The sequence below is a fragment of the Achromobacter anxifer genome (assembly GCF_903652925.1).
GTDB classification, from domain to species: domain Bacteria; phylum Pseudomonadota; class Gammaproteobacteria; order Burkholderiales; family Burkholderiaceae_B; genus Achromobacter; species Achromobacter anxifer.
In genome coordinates this window covers 484,939-501,844 of record NZ_CAHLAR010000001.1, presented here as the reverse complement: position 1 = coordinate 501,844, position 16,906 = coordinate 484,939, and the positions used below count along the sequence as shown (strand labels likewise).

General features: G+C 68.2%; 18 protein-coding genes. 14 read left to right on the top strand and 4 right to left on the bottom strand.

Annotation, left to right across the window (positions count from 1 at the left end):
- Positions 1-4: 4 nt before the first annotated feature.
- The 13 genes from HWY37_RS02345 to HWY37_RS02285 all read left to right on the top strand — a co-directional run bounded on the left by HWY37_RS02345 (position 5) and on the right by HWY37_RS02285 (position 13,098).
- Complete coding sequence (locus HWY37_RS02345; protein ID WP_003454784.1) at positions 5-433, top strand: TIGR03750 family conjugal transfer protein; 429 nt, start codon at positions 5-7, stop codon at positions 431-433.
- Entirely contained in the window at positions 430-1,122 is a 693-nt protein-coding gene (locus tag HWY37_RS02340; protein ID WP_003454780.1) for a PFL_4703 family integrating conjugative element protein, read from the top strand. The genes HWY37_RS02345 and HWY37_RS02340 overlap by 4 nt, the downstream gene beginning before the upstream one ends.
- Entirely contained in the window at positions 1,119-2,039 is a 921-nt protein-coding gene (locus HWY37_RS02335) for a TIGR03749 family integrating conjugative element protein (protein WP_003454777.1), read from the top strand. The genes HWY37_RS02340 and HWY37_RS02335 overlap by 4 nt, the downstream gene beginning before the upstream one ends.
- Positions 2,029-3,495 carry a TIGR03752 family integrating conjugative element protein gene (locus HWY37_RS02330; protein ID WP_003454772.1) on the top strand — a complete coding sequence of 489 codons (1,467 nt, stop codon included), beginning with the start codon at positions 2,029-2,031 and terminating at the stop codon, positions 3,493-3,495. The genes HWY37_RS02335 and HWY37_RS02330 overlap by 11 nt, the downstream gene beginning before the upstream one ends.
- A complete protein-coding gene (locus tag HWY37_RS02325; RefSeq protein ID WP_033873709.1) occupies positions 3,476-3,910 on the top strand; it encodes a TIGR03751 family conjugal transfer lipoprotein in 435 nt (144 codons plus the stop codon). The genes HWY37_RS02330 and HWY37_RS02325 overlap by 20 nt, the downstream gene beginning before the upstream one ends.
- On the top strand, positions 3,910-6,804 hold the full coding sequence (locus HWY37_RS02320) for a conjugative transfer ATPase (protein ID WP_003454755.1): 2,895 nt from the start codon (positions 3,910-3,912) through the stop codon (positions 6,802-6,804). The genes HWY37_RS02325 and HWY37_RS02320 overlap by 1 nt, the downstream gene beginning before the upstream one ends.
- A gap of 13 nt (positions 6,805-6,817) precedes the next feature.
- Positions 6,818-7,564 carry a DsbA family protein gene (locus tag HWY37_RS02315; RefSeq protein WP_176087781.1) on the top strand — a complete coding sequence of 249 codons (747 nt, stop codon included), beginning with the start codon at positions 6,818-6,820 and terminating at the stop codon, positions 7,562-7,564.
- Positions 7,565-7,757: 193 nt separating this feature from the next.
- Positions 7,758-8,252, top strand: a complete 495-nt coding sequence (gene radC / locus HWY37_RS02310; protein WP_003454748.1) for a RadC family protein — start codon at positions 7,758-7,760, stop codon at positions 8,250-8,252.
- Positions 8,253-8,408: 156 nt separating this feature from the next.
- The gene (locus tag HWY37_RS02305) at positions 8,409-8,855 is read left to right on the top strand and encodes a TIGR03757 family integrating conjugative element protein (protein ID WP_003454745.1); all 447 of its coding nucleotides are present in this window, start codon (positions 8,409-8,411) and stop codon (positions 8,853-8,855) included.
- Positions 8,852-9,802, top strand: a complete 951-nt coding sequence (locus HWY37_RS02300; RefSeq protein ID WP_003454742.1) for a TIGR03756 family integrating conjugative element protein — start codon at positions 8,852-8,854, stop codon at positions 9,800-9,802. The genes HWY37_RS02305 and HWY37_RS02300 overlap by 4 nt, the downstream gene beginning before the upstream one ends.
- A 9-nt stretch (positions 9,803-9,811) precedes the next feature.
- A complete protein-coding gene (locus HWY37_RS02295) occupies positions 9,812-11,215 on the top strand; it encodes an integrating conjugative element protein (RefSeq protein WP_003454739.1) in 1,404 nt (467 codons plus the stop codon).
- Positions 11,212-11,565, top strand: a complete 354-nt coding sequence (locus HWY37_RS02290; protein ID WP_004265620.1) for a hypothetical protein — start codon at positions 11,212-11,214, stop codon at positions 11,563-11,565. Before HWY37_RS02295 ends, HWY37_RS02290 begins: the two co-directional genes overlap by 4 nt.
- Before the next feature lie 15 nt (positions 11,566-11,580).
- Positions 11,581-13,098 carry a conjugal transfer protein TraG N-terminal domain-containing protein gene (locus tag HWY37_RS02285; RefSeq protein WP_003454733.1) on the top strand — a complete coding sequence of 506 codons (1,518 nt, stop codon included), beginning with the start codon at positions 11,581-11,583 and terminating at the stop codon, positions 13,096-13,098.
- Between the two features lie 5 nt (positions 13,099-13,103).
- Here HWY37_RS02285 and HWY37_RS02280 read toward each other — a convergent pair whose 3' ends face one another.
- From HWY37_RS02280 to HWY37_RS02270, 3 genes are all read right to left on the bottom strand, one after another.
- Entirely contained in the window at positions 13,104-13,475 is a 372-nt protein-coding gene (locus HWY37_RS02280; protein ID WP_003454730.1) for a DUF3742 family protein, read from the bottom strand.
- Between the two features lie 86 nt (positions 13,476-13,561).
- The gene (locus tag HWY37_RS02275) at positions 13,562-14,026 is read right to left on the bottom strand and encodes a type II toxin-antitoxin system YhaV family toxin (RefSeq protein WP_003454727.1); all 465 of its coding nucleotides are present in this window, start codon (positions 14,024-14,026) and stop codon (positions 13,562-13,564) included.
- A complete protein-coding gene (locus tag HWY37_RS02270) occupies positions 14,026-14,343 on the bottom strand; it encodes a type II toxin-antitoxin system PrlF family antitoxin (protein ID WP_003454724.1) in 318 nt (105 codons plus the stop codon). Before HWY37_RS02270 ends, HWY37_RS02275 begins: the two co-directional genes overlap by 1 nt.
- Before the next feature lie 313 nt (positions 14,344-14,656).
- On the opposite strand from HWY37_RS02270, the gene mobH reads away from it, so the two are divergent.
- On the top strand, positions 14,657-16,504 hold the full coding sequence (gene mobH / locus HWY37_RS02265) for a MobH family relaxase (protein WP_176087780.1): 1,848 nt from the start codon (positions 14,657-14,659) through the stop codon (positions 16,502-16,504).
- Positions 16,505-16,530: 26 nt separating this feature from the next.
- Here mobH and HWY37_RS02260 read toward each other — a convergent pair whose 3' ends face one another.
- The gene (locus tag HWY37_RS02260) at positions 16,531-16,836 is read right to left on the bottom strand and encodes a helix-turn-helix domain-containing protein (protein ID WP_003454714.1); all 306 of its coding nucleotides are present in this window, start codon (positions 16,834-16,836) and stop codon (positions 16,531-16,533) included.
- Between the last annotated feature and the right edge of the window lie 70 nt (positions 16,837-16,906).

The window sequence follows — 16,906 nt, the reverse complement described above, 5'->3', positions numbered from 1 at the left end:
AACGATGGCCGGCGCCCTGGAGAGTCCGTCGCGCGACGGGCTCGTGACCTTCCTGCCGCACCGCCTCAACCGCCACCCTGTGGTCGTGCGCGGGCTCACGGCCGACGAGCTGTGGGTCTGCGCCGGGCTGTCCGGCGCGGCCGGTCTCGTGGCCGGCGTACCGCTGGCCTGGCTGACGCACAGCATCGCGATGGTGCCCACGCTGATCGTCGCCGGCATCGGTGTCGGTGTCTTCGTGGGCGGCGGCCTGCTGCGGCGGTGGAAGCGCGGCCGGCCCGACACCTGGCTGTACCGCCAGCTCCAGTGGCGCCTCGCGCTGCGCTACCCCGCGCTGGCTGCGCATGCGGGCGGGGGCCAGCTCATCACCCGGTCGGGCTGGTGGTCCACGCGGCGCCTGCGGCCCGATCCGTCCCTGCGTCGAGGTAGACCATGAGCCGATTCAAGAACGAGGTCGCGCACCTGCAGGCGCATGTGAAGACCTTGCGCCTGGCTGGCGCCGCACTGTTCGTCGTGGCGCTGCTGCTCGGCTTCGGCTGGTGGAGCGCACCCAAGAGCCTGACCATCCACGTGCCACCCGACCTGCGCTCGGGCAGCACGCGCAAGTGGTGGGACGTGCCGCCGGAGAGCGTCTACGCCTTCACCTTCTACATTTGGCAGCAGGCCCAGCGCTGGCCGACCAATGGCGAGCAGGACTACCCGCGCAACCTGCATGCACTGTCTGCGTACTTCACGCCGAGCTGCCGTGCCTTCCTGCAGCAGGACTACGAATTCCGGCGCAGCAACGGCGAGCTACGCCAGCGCGTGCGCGGCATCTACGAGATTCCCGGCCGCGGCTACGGCGACGAGCCGGCCATGCGCGTGCGCACCGTGTCGGCCAACAACTGGATCGTCACGCTGGACGTGAGCGCCGACGAGTACCTGGGCGCCGAGCAGGTCAAGCGCGCGCTCGTGCGCTATGCACTCAAGGTTGTGCGCATGGACGTGGACCCCGAGCGCAACCCCTTCGGCCTGGCGCTGGACTGCCATGCACGCGCGCCGGAGCGCATCGAGACCCCGCCGCCTGCGGCGCCGCCCGGCCGGGCCGCAAGCGCCGGCTCCAACTTGCAGGGAGACACCCCATGAAGTCCCTCGTGAAGCGTTCATCTGCGGCGGCCCTGGCTGGCCTGCTGCTGTGCCTGGCCTTCGTGCCTGCGGCCCATGCCGTCGAAATCCTGCGCTGGGAGCGCCTGCCGCTGGCGGTGCCGCTGGTGGTCGGCCAGGAGCGCGTGGTGTTCATCGAGCGCAACGTGCGCATCGGTGTGCCGCCCACGGTTGGCGAGCAGTTGCGCGTGCAGAGCGCTGGTGGCGCGATCTACCTGCGCGCGAGCGCGCCGATCCCGCCCACACGGCTGCAACTGCAGGACGTGGAGTCGGGCGCGCTGATCCTGCTGGACATCGCGGCCGAGCCGGCGAAGGCGGGCCAGCCTGCACTCGAACCCGTGCGCATCGTCGAAGGCGACGTGCCGGCGACGCGCTACGGCGAGCCGGCCAAGCCGGCGGACGACGATGCGGAGCGCACCGTACCCGCAGCGAAGCGCGCCACGCCGGTGGCGGTTGTGCTCACGCGCTATGCGGCGCAGAACCTCTACGCGCCGCTGCGCACCGTGGAGCCCGTTCCCGGCCTCGGCCGCGTCAATCTGCGCCGTGGGCTGGAGCTTTCCACCTTGCTGCCCACACTGCCGGTGCGTGCGCAGGCGCTGGCCGCTTGGCGGCTCGAAGACCAGTGGGTGACGGCGGTGAAGCTCACCAACGCCTCCGGGCGCTGGCTCGACCTCGATCCCCGCGCGCTGCAGGGCGACTTTCTCGCCGCGACCTTCCAGCACCCGAATCTGGCGCCGGCCGGCCGCGCCGCCGACACCACGGTGGTCTACCTCGTGACCCGTGGCCACGGCCTGGCCGAGTCGCTGCTGCCCAAGCTCTCACCGATCGACGCGACGGTGAACCTGCCGCCGGCCGCGGCGGCCGGCCAGGCCGAAGGAGGTGCCCGCCATGAAAAGTAACCCCCTCCTGAAGTGGCTGCTGATCCCGATGGCGCTGGTGCTGCTGTTCGTCGGCATCAAGATGTTCTCCGGGGATCGCGGCGCCAAGCCCGTTCCGGCCGGCAGCGCCAACTCGCTCACGCCCGAAGAGATGAAGGCGCTGGGCATCGAGGGCGACACGCCGCGCGATACCGTTGCCACACTGGTGGCCCAGGTCAAGCAGTTGCGCAACGAGCTGCAGACGGCGCTCAACGACAACAAGAACCAGAAGAGCGAGAACGAGCGTATGCGCGCGCGGGAAAGCGCGATCGACCAGCGCATCCAGTCCGCGCTGGATGGTGAACGCGGCCGCCTGCAGCAGGACCGCGAGCAGTTGGCCGGCGACCGCCAGCAGACCCAGGGCCTGCTGCAAGACCTGCAGCGGCGCCTGGATGGGCTTTCCGGCAAGGGCGGCCAGGCCGATCTGCCGGTCGGGCTCGGCCTGGAGGACGGCGACGGCAAGGGCTTCAGCGGCAGCCAGGGCGGCGCCGCGCGCAGCACCAGCGGCACGCGCTGGGTGGAACCGGACGATGCGAAGCCTTCGGCGAAGAACGGCAGCAGCGGCGGCCTGAACTTTCCGACCAGCTTCGGGCCGGCGCAGAAGACGCTTTCCGACACGGCCGACAACGTGGCCAGCACCGTCGCGGATGCAGGCAGCCGCGCCGTGGGCACGTCGTCCAAGCCGGTCTACACGGTGCCGTCGAACTCGACGCTGATGGGCTCCATCGCGATGACCGCGCTGATCGGCCGCGTGCCGATCGACGGCACGGTCAACGACCCGTACCCCTTCAAGGTGCTGATCGGCCCGGACAACCTCACCGCCAACGGCATCGACATTCCCGACGTGGCGGGCGCGGTGGTCAGCGGCACGGCCTCGGGCGACTGGACGCTTTCCTGCGTGCGCGGGCAAATCCGCTCGGTGACGTTCGTCTTCAACGACGGCACGGTGCGCACCATGCCGGAGGACGGCAACCGCAACCAGAACGGCGGCTCGGGCGGCAACGCGAACAGCACCACGCACGGCGGCCTGGGCTGGATCAGCGACCCCTACGGCGTCCCCTGCGTCAGCGGGGAACGGCGCAGCAACGCGCAGCAGTACCTCGGTTCGCAGGCCCTCATCACCGCGGCCGGTGCCGGTGCGGCCTCCCTCATCAAGTCGGACAACGGCAGCGTGGCCGTGGTCGCCAACAGCAACGGCTCGCTCGGCACGGTGGGCATTACCGGCAACGAGGCCATGGGCCGCATCCTGGCCGGCGGTGTGCGCGACATGGCCGATTGGGTCAACAAGCTTTACGGGCAGGCCTTCGCCGCCGTCTACGTGCGCCCCGGCGCCAAGGTCGCCGTGCACCTGGAGCAGCCGCTCAACATCGACTACGACGCCAAGGGGCGCCGGGTCAATCACCGCATCGGAGGCAAGCATGCGTCGGATTTGGATTGAATCGGCCGTGGTGCTGTGCGCGGTCGTGGTGCTGGGCGGCTGCGCCACCAGCAAGGACAAGGTACTCCCGCACGGCGACTACACCATGCTCGACGTGTGGAACCAGGAGACGGGCGGCAGTGCCGGCGGCGGGCAAGCGGCGCGGCAACTGCTCGATGCACGCCAGGGCCTGCGCCGGCCGCTGACGGAGGCCGACGTGCATGCGGCGCCCGCCGCCGCTACCGCCTACACGCGCACCGCGGCCAACGAGATCTACCGCCAGTTCCACCGGCTCCCCAACCCCGATCTGGTCATGTACGTGTTCCCGCACCTGGCTGGCAGCGATCCGGTGCCAGTGCCTGGCTACACCACCGTCTTTCCCCTGTATCAGAGGGTCCAGTACGCCATGCCCGGCGAACGCCTGGAGGACTACTGATGGCCTGGACCTTGCCCTGGCCGCGCAAGGCCCTCGCATCGGCTGGCCCTGAGCTGCACGACGAGGATGCCTGGTCGCGGCATGTGACGACACTGGCGGCACACGGCATCCCGGAGCCGGGCACCGTCGCGGATGACCGGCTGCACCGTCCTGCTACCGAGGCGGACCAGCAGGCGCTCTACGGTGTGGCGCCGTCCTTCGCCGACCTGCTGCCTTGGGTGGAGTACCTGCCGGGTTCCAAGAGCATGCTGCTGGAAGACGGCCAGTCGGTGGCGGGCTTCTTCGAGCTGGCGCCGGTGGGCACCGAGGGCCGCGAGATGGCCTGGCTGTGGCAGGCGCGCGATGCGCTGGAGAACGCACTGCAGGACTCCTTCGACGAACTCGACGAGAACCCCTGGGTGGTGCAGCTCTATGCCCAGGACGAATCGAGCTGGGACAACTACCTGCGCGGGCTGGCCGACTACGTTCGGCCGCGCGCCCAGGACAGCGCCTTCACCGACTTCTACCTGCGCTTCTTCGGCCATCACCTGCGCGCCATCGCCAAGCCCGGCGGCCTGTTCGAGGACACGACGGTGACGCGCCTGCCGTGGCGCGGCCAGGTGCGGCGCGTGCGCATGGTGGTCTACCGGCGTGCGAGCGCTACGACCGCATCGCGGCGCGGTCAGTCGCCCGAGCAGGCACTGACGACGATCTGCGACCGGCTCGTGGGCGGCCTCGCCAACGCGGGCGTGAAGTCCCGGCGCATGGCGGCCGACGACATCCACGACTGGCTGCTGCGCTGGTTCAACCCGCACCCGACGCTGCTCGGCCCCAGCGCCGATGACCGCGAGCGCTTCTACGAGCTGACCCGTTACCCCGAGGAAACCGAGCAAGGCGAGATCGAGCTGGCCAGCGGGGACTTCGCGCACCGCCTGTTCTTCGGCCAGCCGCGCTCGGACATGGCGAACGGCACCTGGGTGTTCGACGGCATGCCGCACCGGGTCATCGTGATGGACCGGCTGCGCATGCCGCCCGCCACCGGCCACGTCACCGGCGAAACCCGCAAGGGCGGCGATGCGGTCAATGCGCTGTTCGACCAGATGCCCGAGGACACGGTGATGTGCCTGACGGTCGTCGCGACGCCGCAGGACGTGCTCGAAGCTCACCTGAACCACCTGAGCAAGAAGTCGGTCGGCGAGACGCTGGCCTCGGAGCAGACACGCCGCGACGTGCAGGAAGCGCGCGGGCTGATCGGCAGCGCGCACAAGCTGTACCGCGGCGCGCTCGCCTTCTACCTGCGCGGGCGCGACCTGGCGCAGCTCGACGCCCGCGGCCTGCAACTGGTCAACGTCATGCTCAACGCCGGTCTGCAGCCGGTGCGCGAGGAAGACGAGGTGGCGCCGCTGAACAGCTACCTGCGCTGGCTCCCGTGCGTGTTCGATCCGGCGCTGGACAAGCGCCAGTGGTACACGCAACTGATGTTCGCGCAGCACGCCGCGAACCTTGCGCCGGTGTGGGGCCGCAGCCAGGGCACGGGGCATCCGGGCATCACGTTCTTCAACCGCGGCGGCGGGCCGATCACCTTCGATCCCTTGAACCGGCTCGACCGCCAGATGAACGCGCACCTGTTCCTGTTCGGGCCGACCGGCTCTGGCAAGTCGGCAACGCTCAACAACATCTTGAACCAGGTCACGGCCATCTATCGGCCGAGGCTGTTCATCGTGGAGGCTGGCAATAGCTACGGTCTGTTCGGCGACTTCGCCACGCGGCTCGGCCTCAAGGTGCATCGCGTGAAGCTCGCGCCCGGCGCCGGCGTCAGTCTCGCGCCGTTCGCCGACGCGCACCGGCTGGTCGATACGCCCAGCCAGGTGCAGACCTTGGATGCCGATGCGCTGGACGAGGACCAGGAGCCCGCAGCGCAGGCGGCGAGCCGCAGCGACGAAGTGGACGAGCAGCGCGACGTGCTCGGCGAGCTGGAAATCACCGCGCGGCTGATGATCACCGGTGGCGAGGACAAGGAAGAGGCGCGCATGACGCGCGCCGACCGCAGCCTGATCCGCCAGTGCATCCTCGATGCGGCCCAGCGTTGCGTGGCCAACCAGCGCACCGTCCTGACGCGCGACGTGCGCGATGCGCTGCGCGAGCGCGCCCGCGATACGGCACTACCCGAGGTGCGGCGCGCGCGGCTGCTGGAAATGGCCGACGCGATGGATATGTTCTGCCAGGGCGTGGACGGCGAGATGTTCGACCGGCCCGGCACGCCCTGGCCCGAGGCCGACATCACCATCGTCGATCTGGCGACCTTCGCACGCGAGGGCTACAACGCGCAGCTTTCCATCGCCTACATCAGCCTTATCAACACGGTCAACAACATCGCCGAGCGCGACCAGTTCCTCGGCCGGCCGATCATCAACGTGACGGACGAGGGGCACATCATCACCAAGAACCCGCTGCTTGCGCCCTACGTCGTCAAGATCACGAAGATGTGGCGCAAGCTCGGCGCCTGGTACTGGCTGGCGACGCAGAACATCGACGACCTGCCCAAGGCCGCCGAGCCCATGCTCAACATGATCGAGTGGTGGATCTGCCTCTCGATGCCGCCCGACGAGGTGGAGAAGATCGCGCGCTTTCGCGAGCTGAACGCGGCGCAGAAGGCGCTGATGCTGTCGGCCCGCAAGGAGGCCGGCAAGTTCAGCGAGGGCGTGATCCTTTCCAAGAGCATGGAAGTGCTATTCCGCGCGGTGCCGCCCAGCCTGTACCTGGCGCTGGCTCAGACCGAGCCGGAAGAGAAGGCCGAGCGTTTCCAGTTGATGCAGCAGTACGGCATCGGCGAACTGGACGCCGCTTTCAAGATCGCCGAGAAGATCGACCGCGCCCGCAGCATCGAGCCGCTGGTGCTCGATGCGCTGGCGTGACGGGGAGTCCACGATGCGCATCCCTCGCTTCGCGCCGTCCCGCACCGTCCTTGTCGTCGCGCTGCTGATGGCCGCGGCCCTGACAACGGCCGCATGGCTCGGCCTGCGGCCGCAGTCGCCGCCCGCCGAACCCGATTTTCCTTCGGCAGAAGCAACGCCTGCGCCGGCAACGGCACCAGCCGGCCCGCCCTGGCGCTATGGCCGCGCCGATGCGCGCTTCACGGTGGTCGAGTACGCCGACCTCGAATGCCCGTTCTGCCGCGCCTACTTCGCAGTGCTCAAGCGCTGGATCGACGCGCACCCGGACGTGAGCTGGCAATGGCATCACCTGCCGTTGCCGTTGCACGAGCCGGCCGCGTCTGCCGGTGCGCGCCTGGTGGAGTGCGTCGGCGAGGCCGGCGGCCAGGCCGCGTTCTGGCAGGCCGCCGAGTGGGTCTACACGCACACCCGCGGCGACGGTCAGGGCCTGCCCGAGGGCCTGCGCTATCCCGACCTCACGCCGGCCGCGCAGCAGTGCCTCGACAGCGACCGCCCCAATGCGCTGATCCGCGCACAGTCGGCGAGCGCGGCGCAGGAGGGCATCAAGGTCACGCCCACGCTGCGCCTGCAGGATCGCCAGTCCGGCAAGACGCTGCTGCTGCACGGCCCGGTCGAAGGAGATGCCTTGCTGTCCGCGATCGACCTGCTGGCGGCCAGTGCAGCGGCCGAGCCCGCATCGAAGGAAATGCCTGCCGAGTCTCTCGGAGACATGCCCAGGTAGCCACGATCTTCAAGGCTACGACGCGGCTTGGCCGTGCTGATCGACCCCGTTCGCTGCGCATCCCTGGACGCGAACAGCCACTGTGCATGCGGTGGCGGATGCCCGCTCTTCTGCCGCTTGTTCTTCATCGTCCCCGGAGGGTTTGTCCCTCCCGGGACAGGCGTCCTCCGACTTCATCCCGTGGAGGTTCGCCATGTCCTATGTCGTCGCCGACTCGCGTCCCGAGTCGCTCAGCCTGATCGCCGCCCAGCACGAAGACTGGATCATCCGCCAGGCCATCGCCTTGCTGGAACAACGCATCTTCAAGGCCGGCCCGATGCTGAACAGTCCCGCCGCCGTGCGCGACTACCTGCATCTGAAGCTGGTCGCGGAGCCCAACGAGGTCTTCGCCGTCGTGTTCCTCAACTCTCAGCACCAAGTCCTCGCCTACGAGCCGATGTTCAAGGGCACGGTCGATCAAACCTCGGTGTACCCGCGGGTGCTGGTGCAGCGCGCCCTGGCCCTCAACGCCTCGGCGGTCATCCTGGCCCACCAGCATCCATCTGGCATGACCGTGCCTTCGGCCGCCGATCAGGCGCTGACCGACCGGCTCAAAGCCGCCCTGGCGATAGTCGATGTCCGGGTGGTGGATCACTTCATCGTCGGCAAGGGCACGCCGTACTCCTTCGCCGAATCCGGCCTGCTGTAGCGCCGCTGACCGCCTGGTCCCCGCGGGAGCCTCGGCTCCCGCTTTTCTTTCGCCTGTCTGCCCAAAGCGGAGCGCGCGCGGTGCGCATTCCTTGTCGCGGTTGGACTGCCTTCGGCGTTCGACTAGAGCCTTGCTCTCATTCCCAGGACGCCCGCCATGACGGCTCCCTTCTTGAAACCCATCCCGCGGCTGCGGTGTACGCGCATCGCCTGCGCGGGAGGGCTGCTGCTGTGCCTGCTCGGCCAGGACGCATCCGCAGCCGACGTGCTGGTCGTGACCGACAGCCGCCATCCAGTGCAGTCCGCATCCGGCGCGCGCGTGATCGAGCTGGATCTGCCCGAGCGCATCGAGGCCGAACTGGCCGCGGGCCTGCCTGCCGATCCGGGCCGCGCGGCCGCGCTCGTGCAGCAACGCCTGCGCGATGGCAGCCAGGCACTACAGCGCCGCATCGGCAGCGCCTACCAGGGCGTCGCCGATGCCTGGGGCTTGGGGCTGGCCAAGGTGCCTGCCGTGGTGGTCGATCGCCGCTACGTGGTCTACGGCGAGCCCGATGTCGCGCGCGCCGTGGCACGCATCGAATCACATCGGAGGGCACAGCCATGAACCGCCTGCTGTCGGCGTCGTCGCGCCGGGCCCGCCTTGCCATCGCTTCGGTGCTGCTCGGCGGCGCCGCTTCGAGCTTCGCGCTGAACACGGCTACCATCGTGTCCTCGGCCCTGTCGCCCGACTGCCTGGAATATCGCGTCGTCGGCATCTGCTACTGGCTGTTCTGCACCTGGACGGGCTGCACGGTGCGCACCTCGGTGAAGGTGCGCCACTACATTCCCGACGCGGTGGTGTCGAGCTACAGCAACACCGGCGAGAACCCGTGGATCGAGGTGCGCGCCATGAGCATGCCCAATCCCACGGCGCAGGCCGGCGGCGACGGGACGACGAACCACGACAACGAGAACAACCTGGCGAAGTTCAAGAACGCCGACGTGATCGGGCATCCCGGCGGTTCGGTGTTCAGCCAGTTCGCCAGCGCGTCCGGCTACGCCTGCCAGGGCGCAGGCACGGCCTTCATGCCGTACCTGCTGAGCACCCTCGACACGCTGGCCTGGCGCTACAACGTCCCGGAGATGGTGTACCCCGAGGCGGTGATCCCCGGCATGCGCGAGATCGGCGGCCGCACGACGCTCAACCTGTGGGGCAACGTCTATCCGCGCGGCGGCTTCCTGCATCAGACCGACGACTACAAGAGCGGCGCCGTCGTCGCGCAGCGCGCGGGCGATGTCGTCACGCGGCGCATGCAGCCGCACGTCTACCAGCCGCTGCTCGCGAGTTCGAGCGACGGCTATTGGCCGGCCGGCGCCCTGGTGGAGAGCGATGCCTCCACCGGCAAGTGGCAGGAGCTGACGCCGACCCTCTCCAACTCCTGCGCCGTGTTCCCCCACTCCAACACGCGCGTGCAGGCCCAGCAAGGCGACTACGCCTGGGCGCTGTGGCGGCCCTATGCCTGCTGCCAGCGCCGCGGGCAGGTCTTCCTCGGCAGCGTCGATTTCCTCTGAGGTATTCCGATGAAAGCGTCTCTCTCCCGTTTCGCACAGCGCGCCAGGCCCTACGCGCTCAGCATCGCGCTCGCCTGCGCCGTCACGGCCGCAGCCGGCGTCGCGTGGGCGCAGACCCGCATCAGCCCCACCGGCGTCGGCGTGAGCGGCAGCGTCATCGGCGACGACGTGCTCTACAGCATCGGCGGCGGCCGGGCCGTGTCCATGGGCGGCGCCGGGAACATGCAGAGCATCGGCGTGGGCATCGGCTGGAACAGCAACCTGATCTGCGGAAACATGAGCATCACGACGACGCTGCAGAACCAGTTGAACGGCCTCACCAATGGCTTTCAGCAGATCATGTCCTCGGTGATCCAGAGCGCCACCAGCGCCGTGGCGTCGCTGCCGGCCCTGATCATCCAGCGCGCCGATCCGGGCCTCTACAACCTGCTGACCAACGGCGTGCTGCAGGCTCGGCTCGATTTCGACCGCAGCAAGTTGACGTGCAAGGCGATGGCCAACCGGATGGCGGACATGGCCGGCGGCCAGGCCGGGTGGGATCAGCTCGCCGAAGGTTTCGCGCTGCGCGATGCGGTGAGCAGCACCGATGCGGTGTCCGCCGTCGAGCAGGCCGAATCGAACAAGGGCAACAACGGCGTGCCCTGGGTGGGCGGCGGCAACGCGGGCGGCTCGGGCCAGGGTTCCATCAAGGTGGTCGGCGACGTGACCCGTGCCGGCTACAACCTGCTCAACAGCCGCGGCGTCAGCGACACCTCATCCATCCCGCGCGCGTCCTGCGGCAACCGGCTGACCTGCCAAACCTGGTCCTCGCCGCAGGCCGCAGCGGACTTCGCAACCCGCGTGCTCGGCGAGCGCGAGCAACGCACCTGCGAGACCTGCACCAAGACGCAGACCACGCCTGGCGTCGGCCTGACGCCGGTGATCCAGGAAGAGTACGAGACCAAGCTGCAGGCACTGCAGGGCCTCGTGACGGGCTCGACGCCGATGACGGTGGCAAACCTCGAAGCCGCCGGCAGCAACTCGCTGCCGATCACGCGCGGCGTGATCGAGGCGCTGCGCGACGAGCCCGATCAAGACCTGCTCGGCAAGCGCCTGGCGTCCGAAGCCGCGCTGTCGAGCGTGCTGGAGAAGGCCCTGCTGTTGCAGCGCACGCTGCTGACCGGCAAGAAGGAGCCGAACGTCGCCGCCAACGAGCTGGCCGTGAAGGCGGTCGATCAGGAGAACAACGCGCTGGAGCAGGAGATCAACAACCTCAAGACCGAGCTGGAGCTGCGGCGCACGCTGGCCGGCAATTCGGCGATGGCGATCGTGCAGCGCCACGGCACCCGCGCCGCGGGCTCGCGCGGCATCTTCGAGGGCGACACGACGCGCGACCGGCTCAAGGAAGTGCAGAAGCCGCGGAGCGGGCCATGACCAGCCGGGCCTGGCTGCGGCCGGCACGGCTGCTCGGCCGCCGCGTCGGCATCGTGCTGCTGTGGGTGCTGCTGGTGGCGGGCATCGCGGTCGGCGTGAACGTCGTCGGCCTCCACATCGTCGGCAGCATCGACGGCTGGGAGCAGTGGCTGCGCGAGCACTCGGGCCACTTCCTCGTCTGGCGGCTGCTGCTCTACGCGGCGACGGCCTACGGCTGGTGGTGGATGCGTCGGCGCCTGCGCGAACGCGAGCCATTGGCCGAGACCCATCAGCGCCTGCTGCGCGCCGAGATCGCGGCCGTCGCCACCCTCGTGCTGCTCGAAGGCAGCCAGCTACTGCGCAATGGCTGAGCCCTGGAGAACGCCATGACGCTCAACACAACGGACTACCTGGAGTATTACCTGACCCTGGTCGGGTGGATCGTCAGCAACGGCATCTGGAACATCCTCGTGGCCAGCGGCGTATTCGCGCTGCCCTTCGTGGTCATGGTGGTGCAGGAATGGCTGCGCGCGCGGGCCGAGGGTGCGGACGAGGGCAACAAGGGGGTGCTGTCATCGATGCGCATCGAGAACCGCGTGTGGGTGGCGATCGTCGTCATCCTGTTCGCCGGCATCCCCTTCATTCCGGTCGACCTCAGCACCATCAAGTTCGACACGACGCGCTCCGCGCAATGCCAGGTCAGCGTCCCGCAGCCCACCGACACGGGCTGGTCGAACGCCTACACCACGCTCAACAACCAGAGCGCGCTGGTGCCGGTGTGGTGGTTCTTCATGCACGCCATCTCGAAGGCGGTGACGGGCGGCGCGGTGGCGGCCATCCCCTGCGGAACGGATCTGCGTCAGATGCGCATGGACGTGGATGCCACGCGCATCGATGACCCGGTGCTGGCCCAGGAGGTCGGCGACTTCGTGCATGACTGCTACGGCCCCTCGCGCGCCAAGCTGTTCATGTCTCGGCCCACGCTCTCCGACGAGCAGATGAATGACGTGACCTGGATCGGTTCGAGCTACTTCCTGAACAACGCGGGCTTCTACGACACCTACCACTCGAACACGCCACGCACGGCCTGGCCCTACGACGCGACGCGCGATGCGGGGCTGGCCCAGGTGGATAGCGGCGGGGGCTACCCCACGTGCCGGCAGTGGTGGTCGGACGGCGGCAGCGGCCTGCGCGCGCGCCTGCTGGCCCAGGTCGATCCCGACCTGCTGACGCGCATCGGCCGCTGGGCGGGCTTCCTGTCGCAGAGCGAGGTGAACGACTCGGTGATCCGCGCCGTGGTCTCGCCGCGGCAGCAGAAGATGAACCAGGGCTCGGTCTACACCGACTACGGCGGCCAGATCGAGAAGACGCTGCCCAACGTCGTGACGCGCGGCGCCGGCGACCTGGGGCTGACCATGGGCTCGCTGGGCTTCTTTCCGGCGATGGACGTGGTACGCCAGGCGCTGCCGATGGTGCTGTCGCTGCTCAAGATGGCGCTGGTGATCTGCATCCCGCTGGTGCTGGTCTTCGGCACCTACGAGCTGAAGGCGCTGGTCGCGGTGAGCTGCGTGCAGTTCGCGCTGTTCTTCGTGGACTTCTGGTTCCAGCTCGCGCGCTGGCTGGACAGCACGATCCTCGACGCGCTCTACGGCTGGGGGTTCGGCGCGAACCGGCCGCACAGCAACTTCGATCCGCTGATCGGCCTGAACAACGCCTTCGGCGACATGCTGCTGAACTTCGTCATGGCGACGATGTTCATCGTGCTGCCTACCTTCTGGGTGGCTGCGCTGGGCTGGGTAGGCGTGCGCGCGGGAACGGCAATTCAAGGGCTGGCGGCAGGAACCAGGGATGCCCAAGCTGCTGGCGGCAGGGGTGCGGGTGTCGCTATGAAAGCAGCGAAGTAACGCCTCTAGGCTTGCTCGTCTTCTGGATCGTGGGGGTCGATCCGGTAATCGTCATGGGTGTAGAGGCCGTACCCGGCAGGGCCGTATCGCCATTCCGGCTTGTGTTCCTCGTCGTAGCTCCCATCGTCGTTGCGGACTACCCAGGCGCCGACCAGCGCGAACGCAAGCAGCAGTGCCAGCCAGAACGCGGTGTAGAGCAGGACACCGATCGCAGCGAGCTTGACGGCCAGCAGCGCGGCCTTGGCAATGCCAGGCGCCCATCCCTGCGCGAGCAGCCAGCCCTGCGCCCGCCGATCCAGACGCGCGCAGCCTCTCCACGCCCGGCCCAGTGTCCGGCCGAGGCGTTCTGCGAAGGTGGTCTGTGCGGCGGTCTTCATGGTGGCTACCTCATGTTCATCCTGTCGTGTGGCTGTGATCCCTGTCCGTGTCGCGATTGAAACCTGTGCTGTTCTTCAACCGCGGTCTAGTCCTTGTCTGCTGCGCGCCAGTCGGCCTGGCTTGCGGCCACCAGCGCCGCCCAATCGTCCGGCGGGTTGCCGCGTCCCAACATCTTCTCGAACACCGCATAGGGGTCGGACTTGCTGCCCGACGACCGCAAGGTCTGCTCGTCGTTGACCCAGGCGAACACGATCGCCTTGGCCTTGGAGTCGAAGCGGAAGAACAGCCGGAACCGCCTCCCGATCTTTGCGCGCCGCCAGTGCCGGTAGGCCGGCCCCAAGGTGTTGCCCTGGCGGAATTCGTCGCGCGCAGGATCGCTCGGCACGACATCCATGATCAACTGGCTCAACGCCCGGAACAGCTTGACGTTGGCGTTGCTCTCGAACCCCTGCGGGTCGTTCTGTTCGGCCCGTTCCGCGGCCGCGTGCAGCTTGCGCAACTGCTCGATCACGCCCTCGTGGAACAGGAGCGTCCAACCGTGCCGCTGCATCAGAGCGCCACTTCGCCTTCGATGTCTTCATCGAGGTTCACCGCGTGGTGCGCGTTGGCCAGCATGGCCCGCGCCAGATCGTCCGGCAGGGACTGGACGTGCCGCCCGGCCCGGATGTCCGCTTCCAGCAGCCCCAGGAAGGCGCCGATGGCCGGGTCTTCATGGTCGGCGTCGGCGCGGGTCACGACGACTTCGCCGCCGCGCAGGTCGAACGCCACCTTGCCGCCGGTGTCCACGCCCAGCGCTTGCCGGATGGACTTGGGCAGCGTGATCTGACCCTTGGAGGTCAGCGTCGCGACTTCGTGGATTTCGGGCATGGCGGCACTCCTGATGGCAATGCCTGGATGGTAAGGAAATTTCCTTACCTTGTCAATCTGGGTGTGCATGGTGCTCCGTCCGGTCGATGAAACGGCTCCATCGTAGGGGCGGCACAGCCAGCCTTCCCGCATCAATCCGACTTGGGCCAAACCCGCATTGGTTGTGGTTCGGCAGGCGTCGTTGCCCTATATCCAAAGGTTTCCGTAAAGGCCAAAGGGCTGGGGAAGGGGCAAGGGAATGGGGCCAAGGGGAAAGGCCCTACCCGAAAAGGCCAAAAGGCTCTCCCGACCGGCCCGCCGTCTGGGGTTCGCCATGCTCTCGCTGTTCCAACGCAAACGGGTGCCACCTGCCGCCAGTGCGCCACCGCCCAAACCTCCCGCCGAGCCCGGCAAAGGGCTGATGCGGCCGGAGCCGGCCGCATCGCTGCTGGCGACGCCGCGCCGGCAGAAGCTGCTGGAACACATCTGGCAGCGCACCTCGCTGTCGCGCCGGCAGTTCGCCACGCTGTACCTCGCCCCGCTGGAACGCTACGCCGAGCTGGTCCAGCAATTCCCCGCGTCGGAGGCCCATCACCACGCCTATCCGGGCGGCATGCTGGACCACGGCCTGGAGATCGTCGCCTACGCGCTCAAGCTGCGGCAGTCGCATCTGCTGCCCGCCGGCGCCACGCCGGAGGCGCAAGCCGCCCAGGCCGAGGCCTGGACCGCAGGCACCGCCTATGCTGCGCTGCTGCACGACATCGGCAAGATCGCGGTCGACCTGCACGTCGAGTACGCGGACGGCACGGTCTGGCATCCCTGGCACGGCCCGCTGCGGCGGCCGTACCGCTTCCGCTACCGCAGGGAGCGCGAATACCGGCTGCACAGCGCCGCCACCGGGCTGCTCTACGCCCGGCTGCTCGATCCGGGCATCTTCGACTGGCTCGCCGACTACCCCGACCTGTGGGCCGCGCTGCTGTACGTCCTGGCCGGCCAGTACGAGCACGCCGGCATGCTCGGCGAACTGGTCGTGCAGGCGGACCAGGCATCCGTCGCCCAGGAACTCGGCGGCGATCCGAGCAAGGCCCTGGCAGCGCCCCGGCACGCACTGCAGCGCAAGCTGCTCGATGGCCTGCGCTACCTCCTGAAGGAAGAATTCAAGCTGAACCAGCCCCAGGCCTCGGATGGCTGGCTGACCCAGGACGCGCTCTGGCTGGTGAGCAAGACCGTCTCGGACAAGCTGCGCGCGCATCTGCTGTCGCAGGGCATCGACGGCATCCCGGCCAGCAACACGGCGGTGTTCAACGTGCTGCAGGATCACGGCATCGCCTTGGCCACACCGGACGGCAAGGCGATCTGGAAGGCCACCGTCACCAGCGATGCCGGCTGGTCGCACAGCTTCACCTTCCTGAAACTGTCTCCGGCCATGGTCTGGGATGCGGCCGACCGGCCGGCGCCGTTCGCGGGTCGCGTGCAGGCCGACGAGGAACAAGGGGCGCCGACACCGCAGGCACCGGCATCCGAAGCGCCAGGCTTGGAAAGCGCCGATACGGCGCCACCAAGCATCGCGCCGACCGTCCCTATGCCCACCGACAACGGCGTGGCTGCGCTGCTCGATCTGCTGAGTGACACGGCCCCACCCGTAGCGCCGGAGGCCCCGCGCGAACCCGAGCCTGCCTCGCCACCGGCGCCTACGGTGCTGCCGCAGATAAGCCTCGCGCCATTTCAGGATCGGCCGGAGCCATCCGGCGAGCATTTCATGGCCTGGCTGCGTCAGGGCATCCAGACGCACAAGCTCATCATCAACGACGCCAAAGCCTTGGTGCACAGCGTCGCCGGAACGGCCTACCTGGTGAGCCCCGGCGTCTTCCAGCGCTATGCGCAGGAACATCTGCAAATCGCCGCACTGGCGAAACCGGAGAACCTGGAGGGATGGCAGTGGGTGCAGAAGCGTTTCGAGAAGCTAGGCCTGCACCGCAAGCAAGCCAGCGGGCTGAATATCTGGACCTGCGAAGTCACGGGGCCGCGCAAATCCAGGCGACTGCACGGCTACCTGCTGAGCGCTCCCGAAGCGCTGTTCCAGGAAATGCCTCCGGACAATCCATACCTGCGCCTCCTCACCGAGGCCGTAAAGCGCGAAAATTCAGCCGCCGGTAATAAGAACGACAACGAACAGGGGTAGACAAGGAGCCACGGCGCGGGCCGGCTTCAGTCCGCTGATTTAGGCGGAGCCGTCTCTGCCAGCTTGGCTTCAGTCAGCGCCATCAAGTGGGCAGAACTGCATTTCAGCGCACGGGCGATTTTGAGAATGAGGGGGAGCGTGGGGACATGCTCGCCACGCTCGATCTTTCCCATGTGCGAACGCTCGATTCCTGACAGATGAGCCAGCGTTTCCTGGGCGATGCCTTGACTGGTTCTTTCTTCGCGCACGGAGGCCCCAAACGCGATGGCTGGTTCCGCTTCGTAGGTTGTTGTCCCGGTGGGCCGGCCTCTTTGAATCGAACGCTTTTGCATTGCCAAAAGCGTCGAGGATTGACACGATATAAACCACGTTAAACTTAACTCAATAGAAGCGACTTCATCG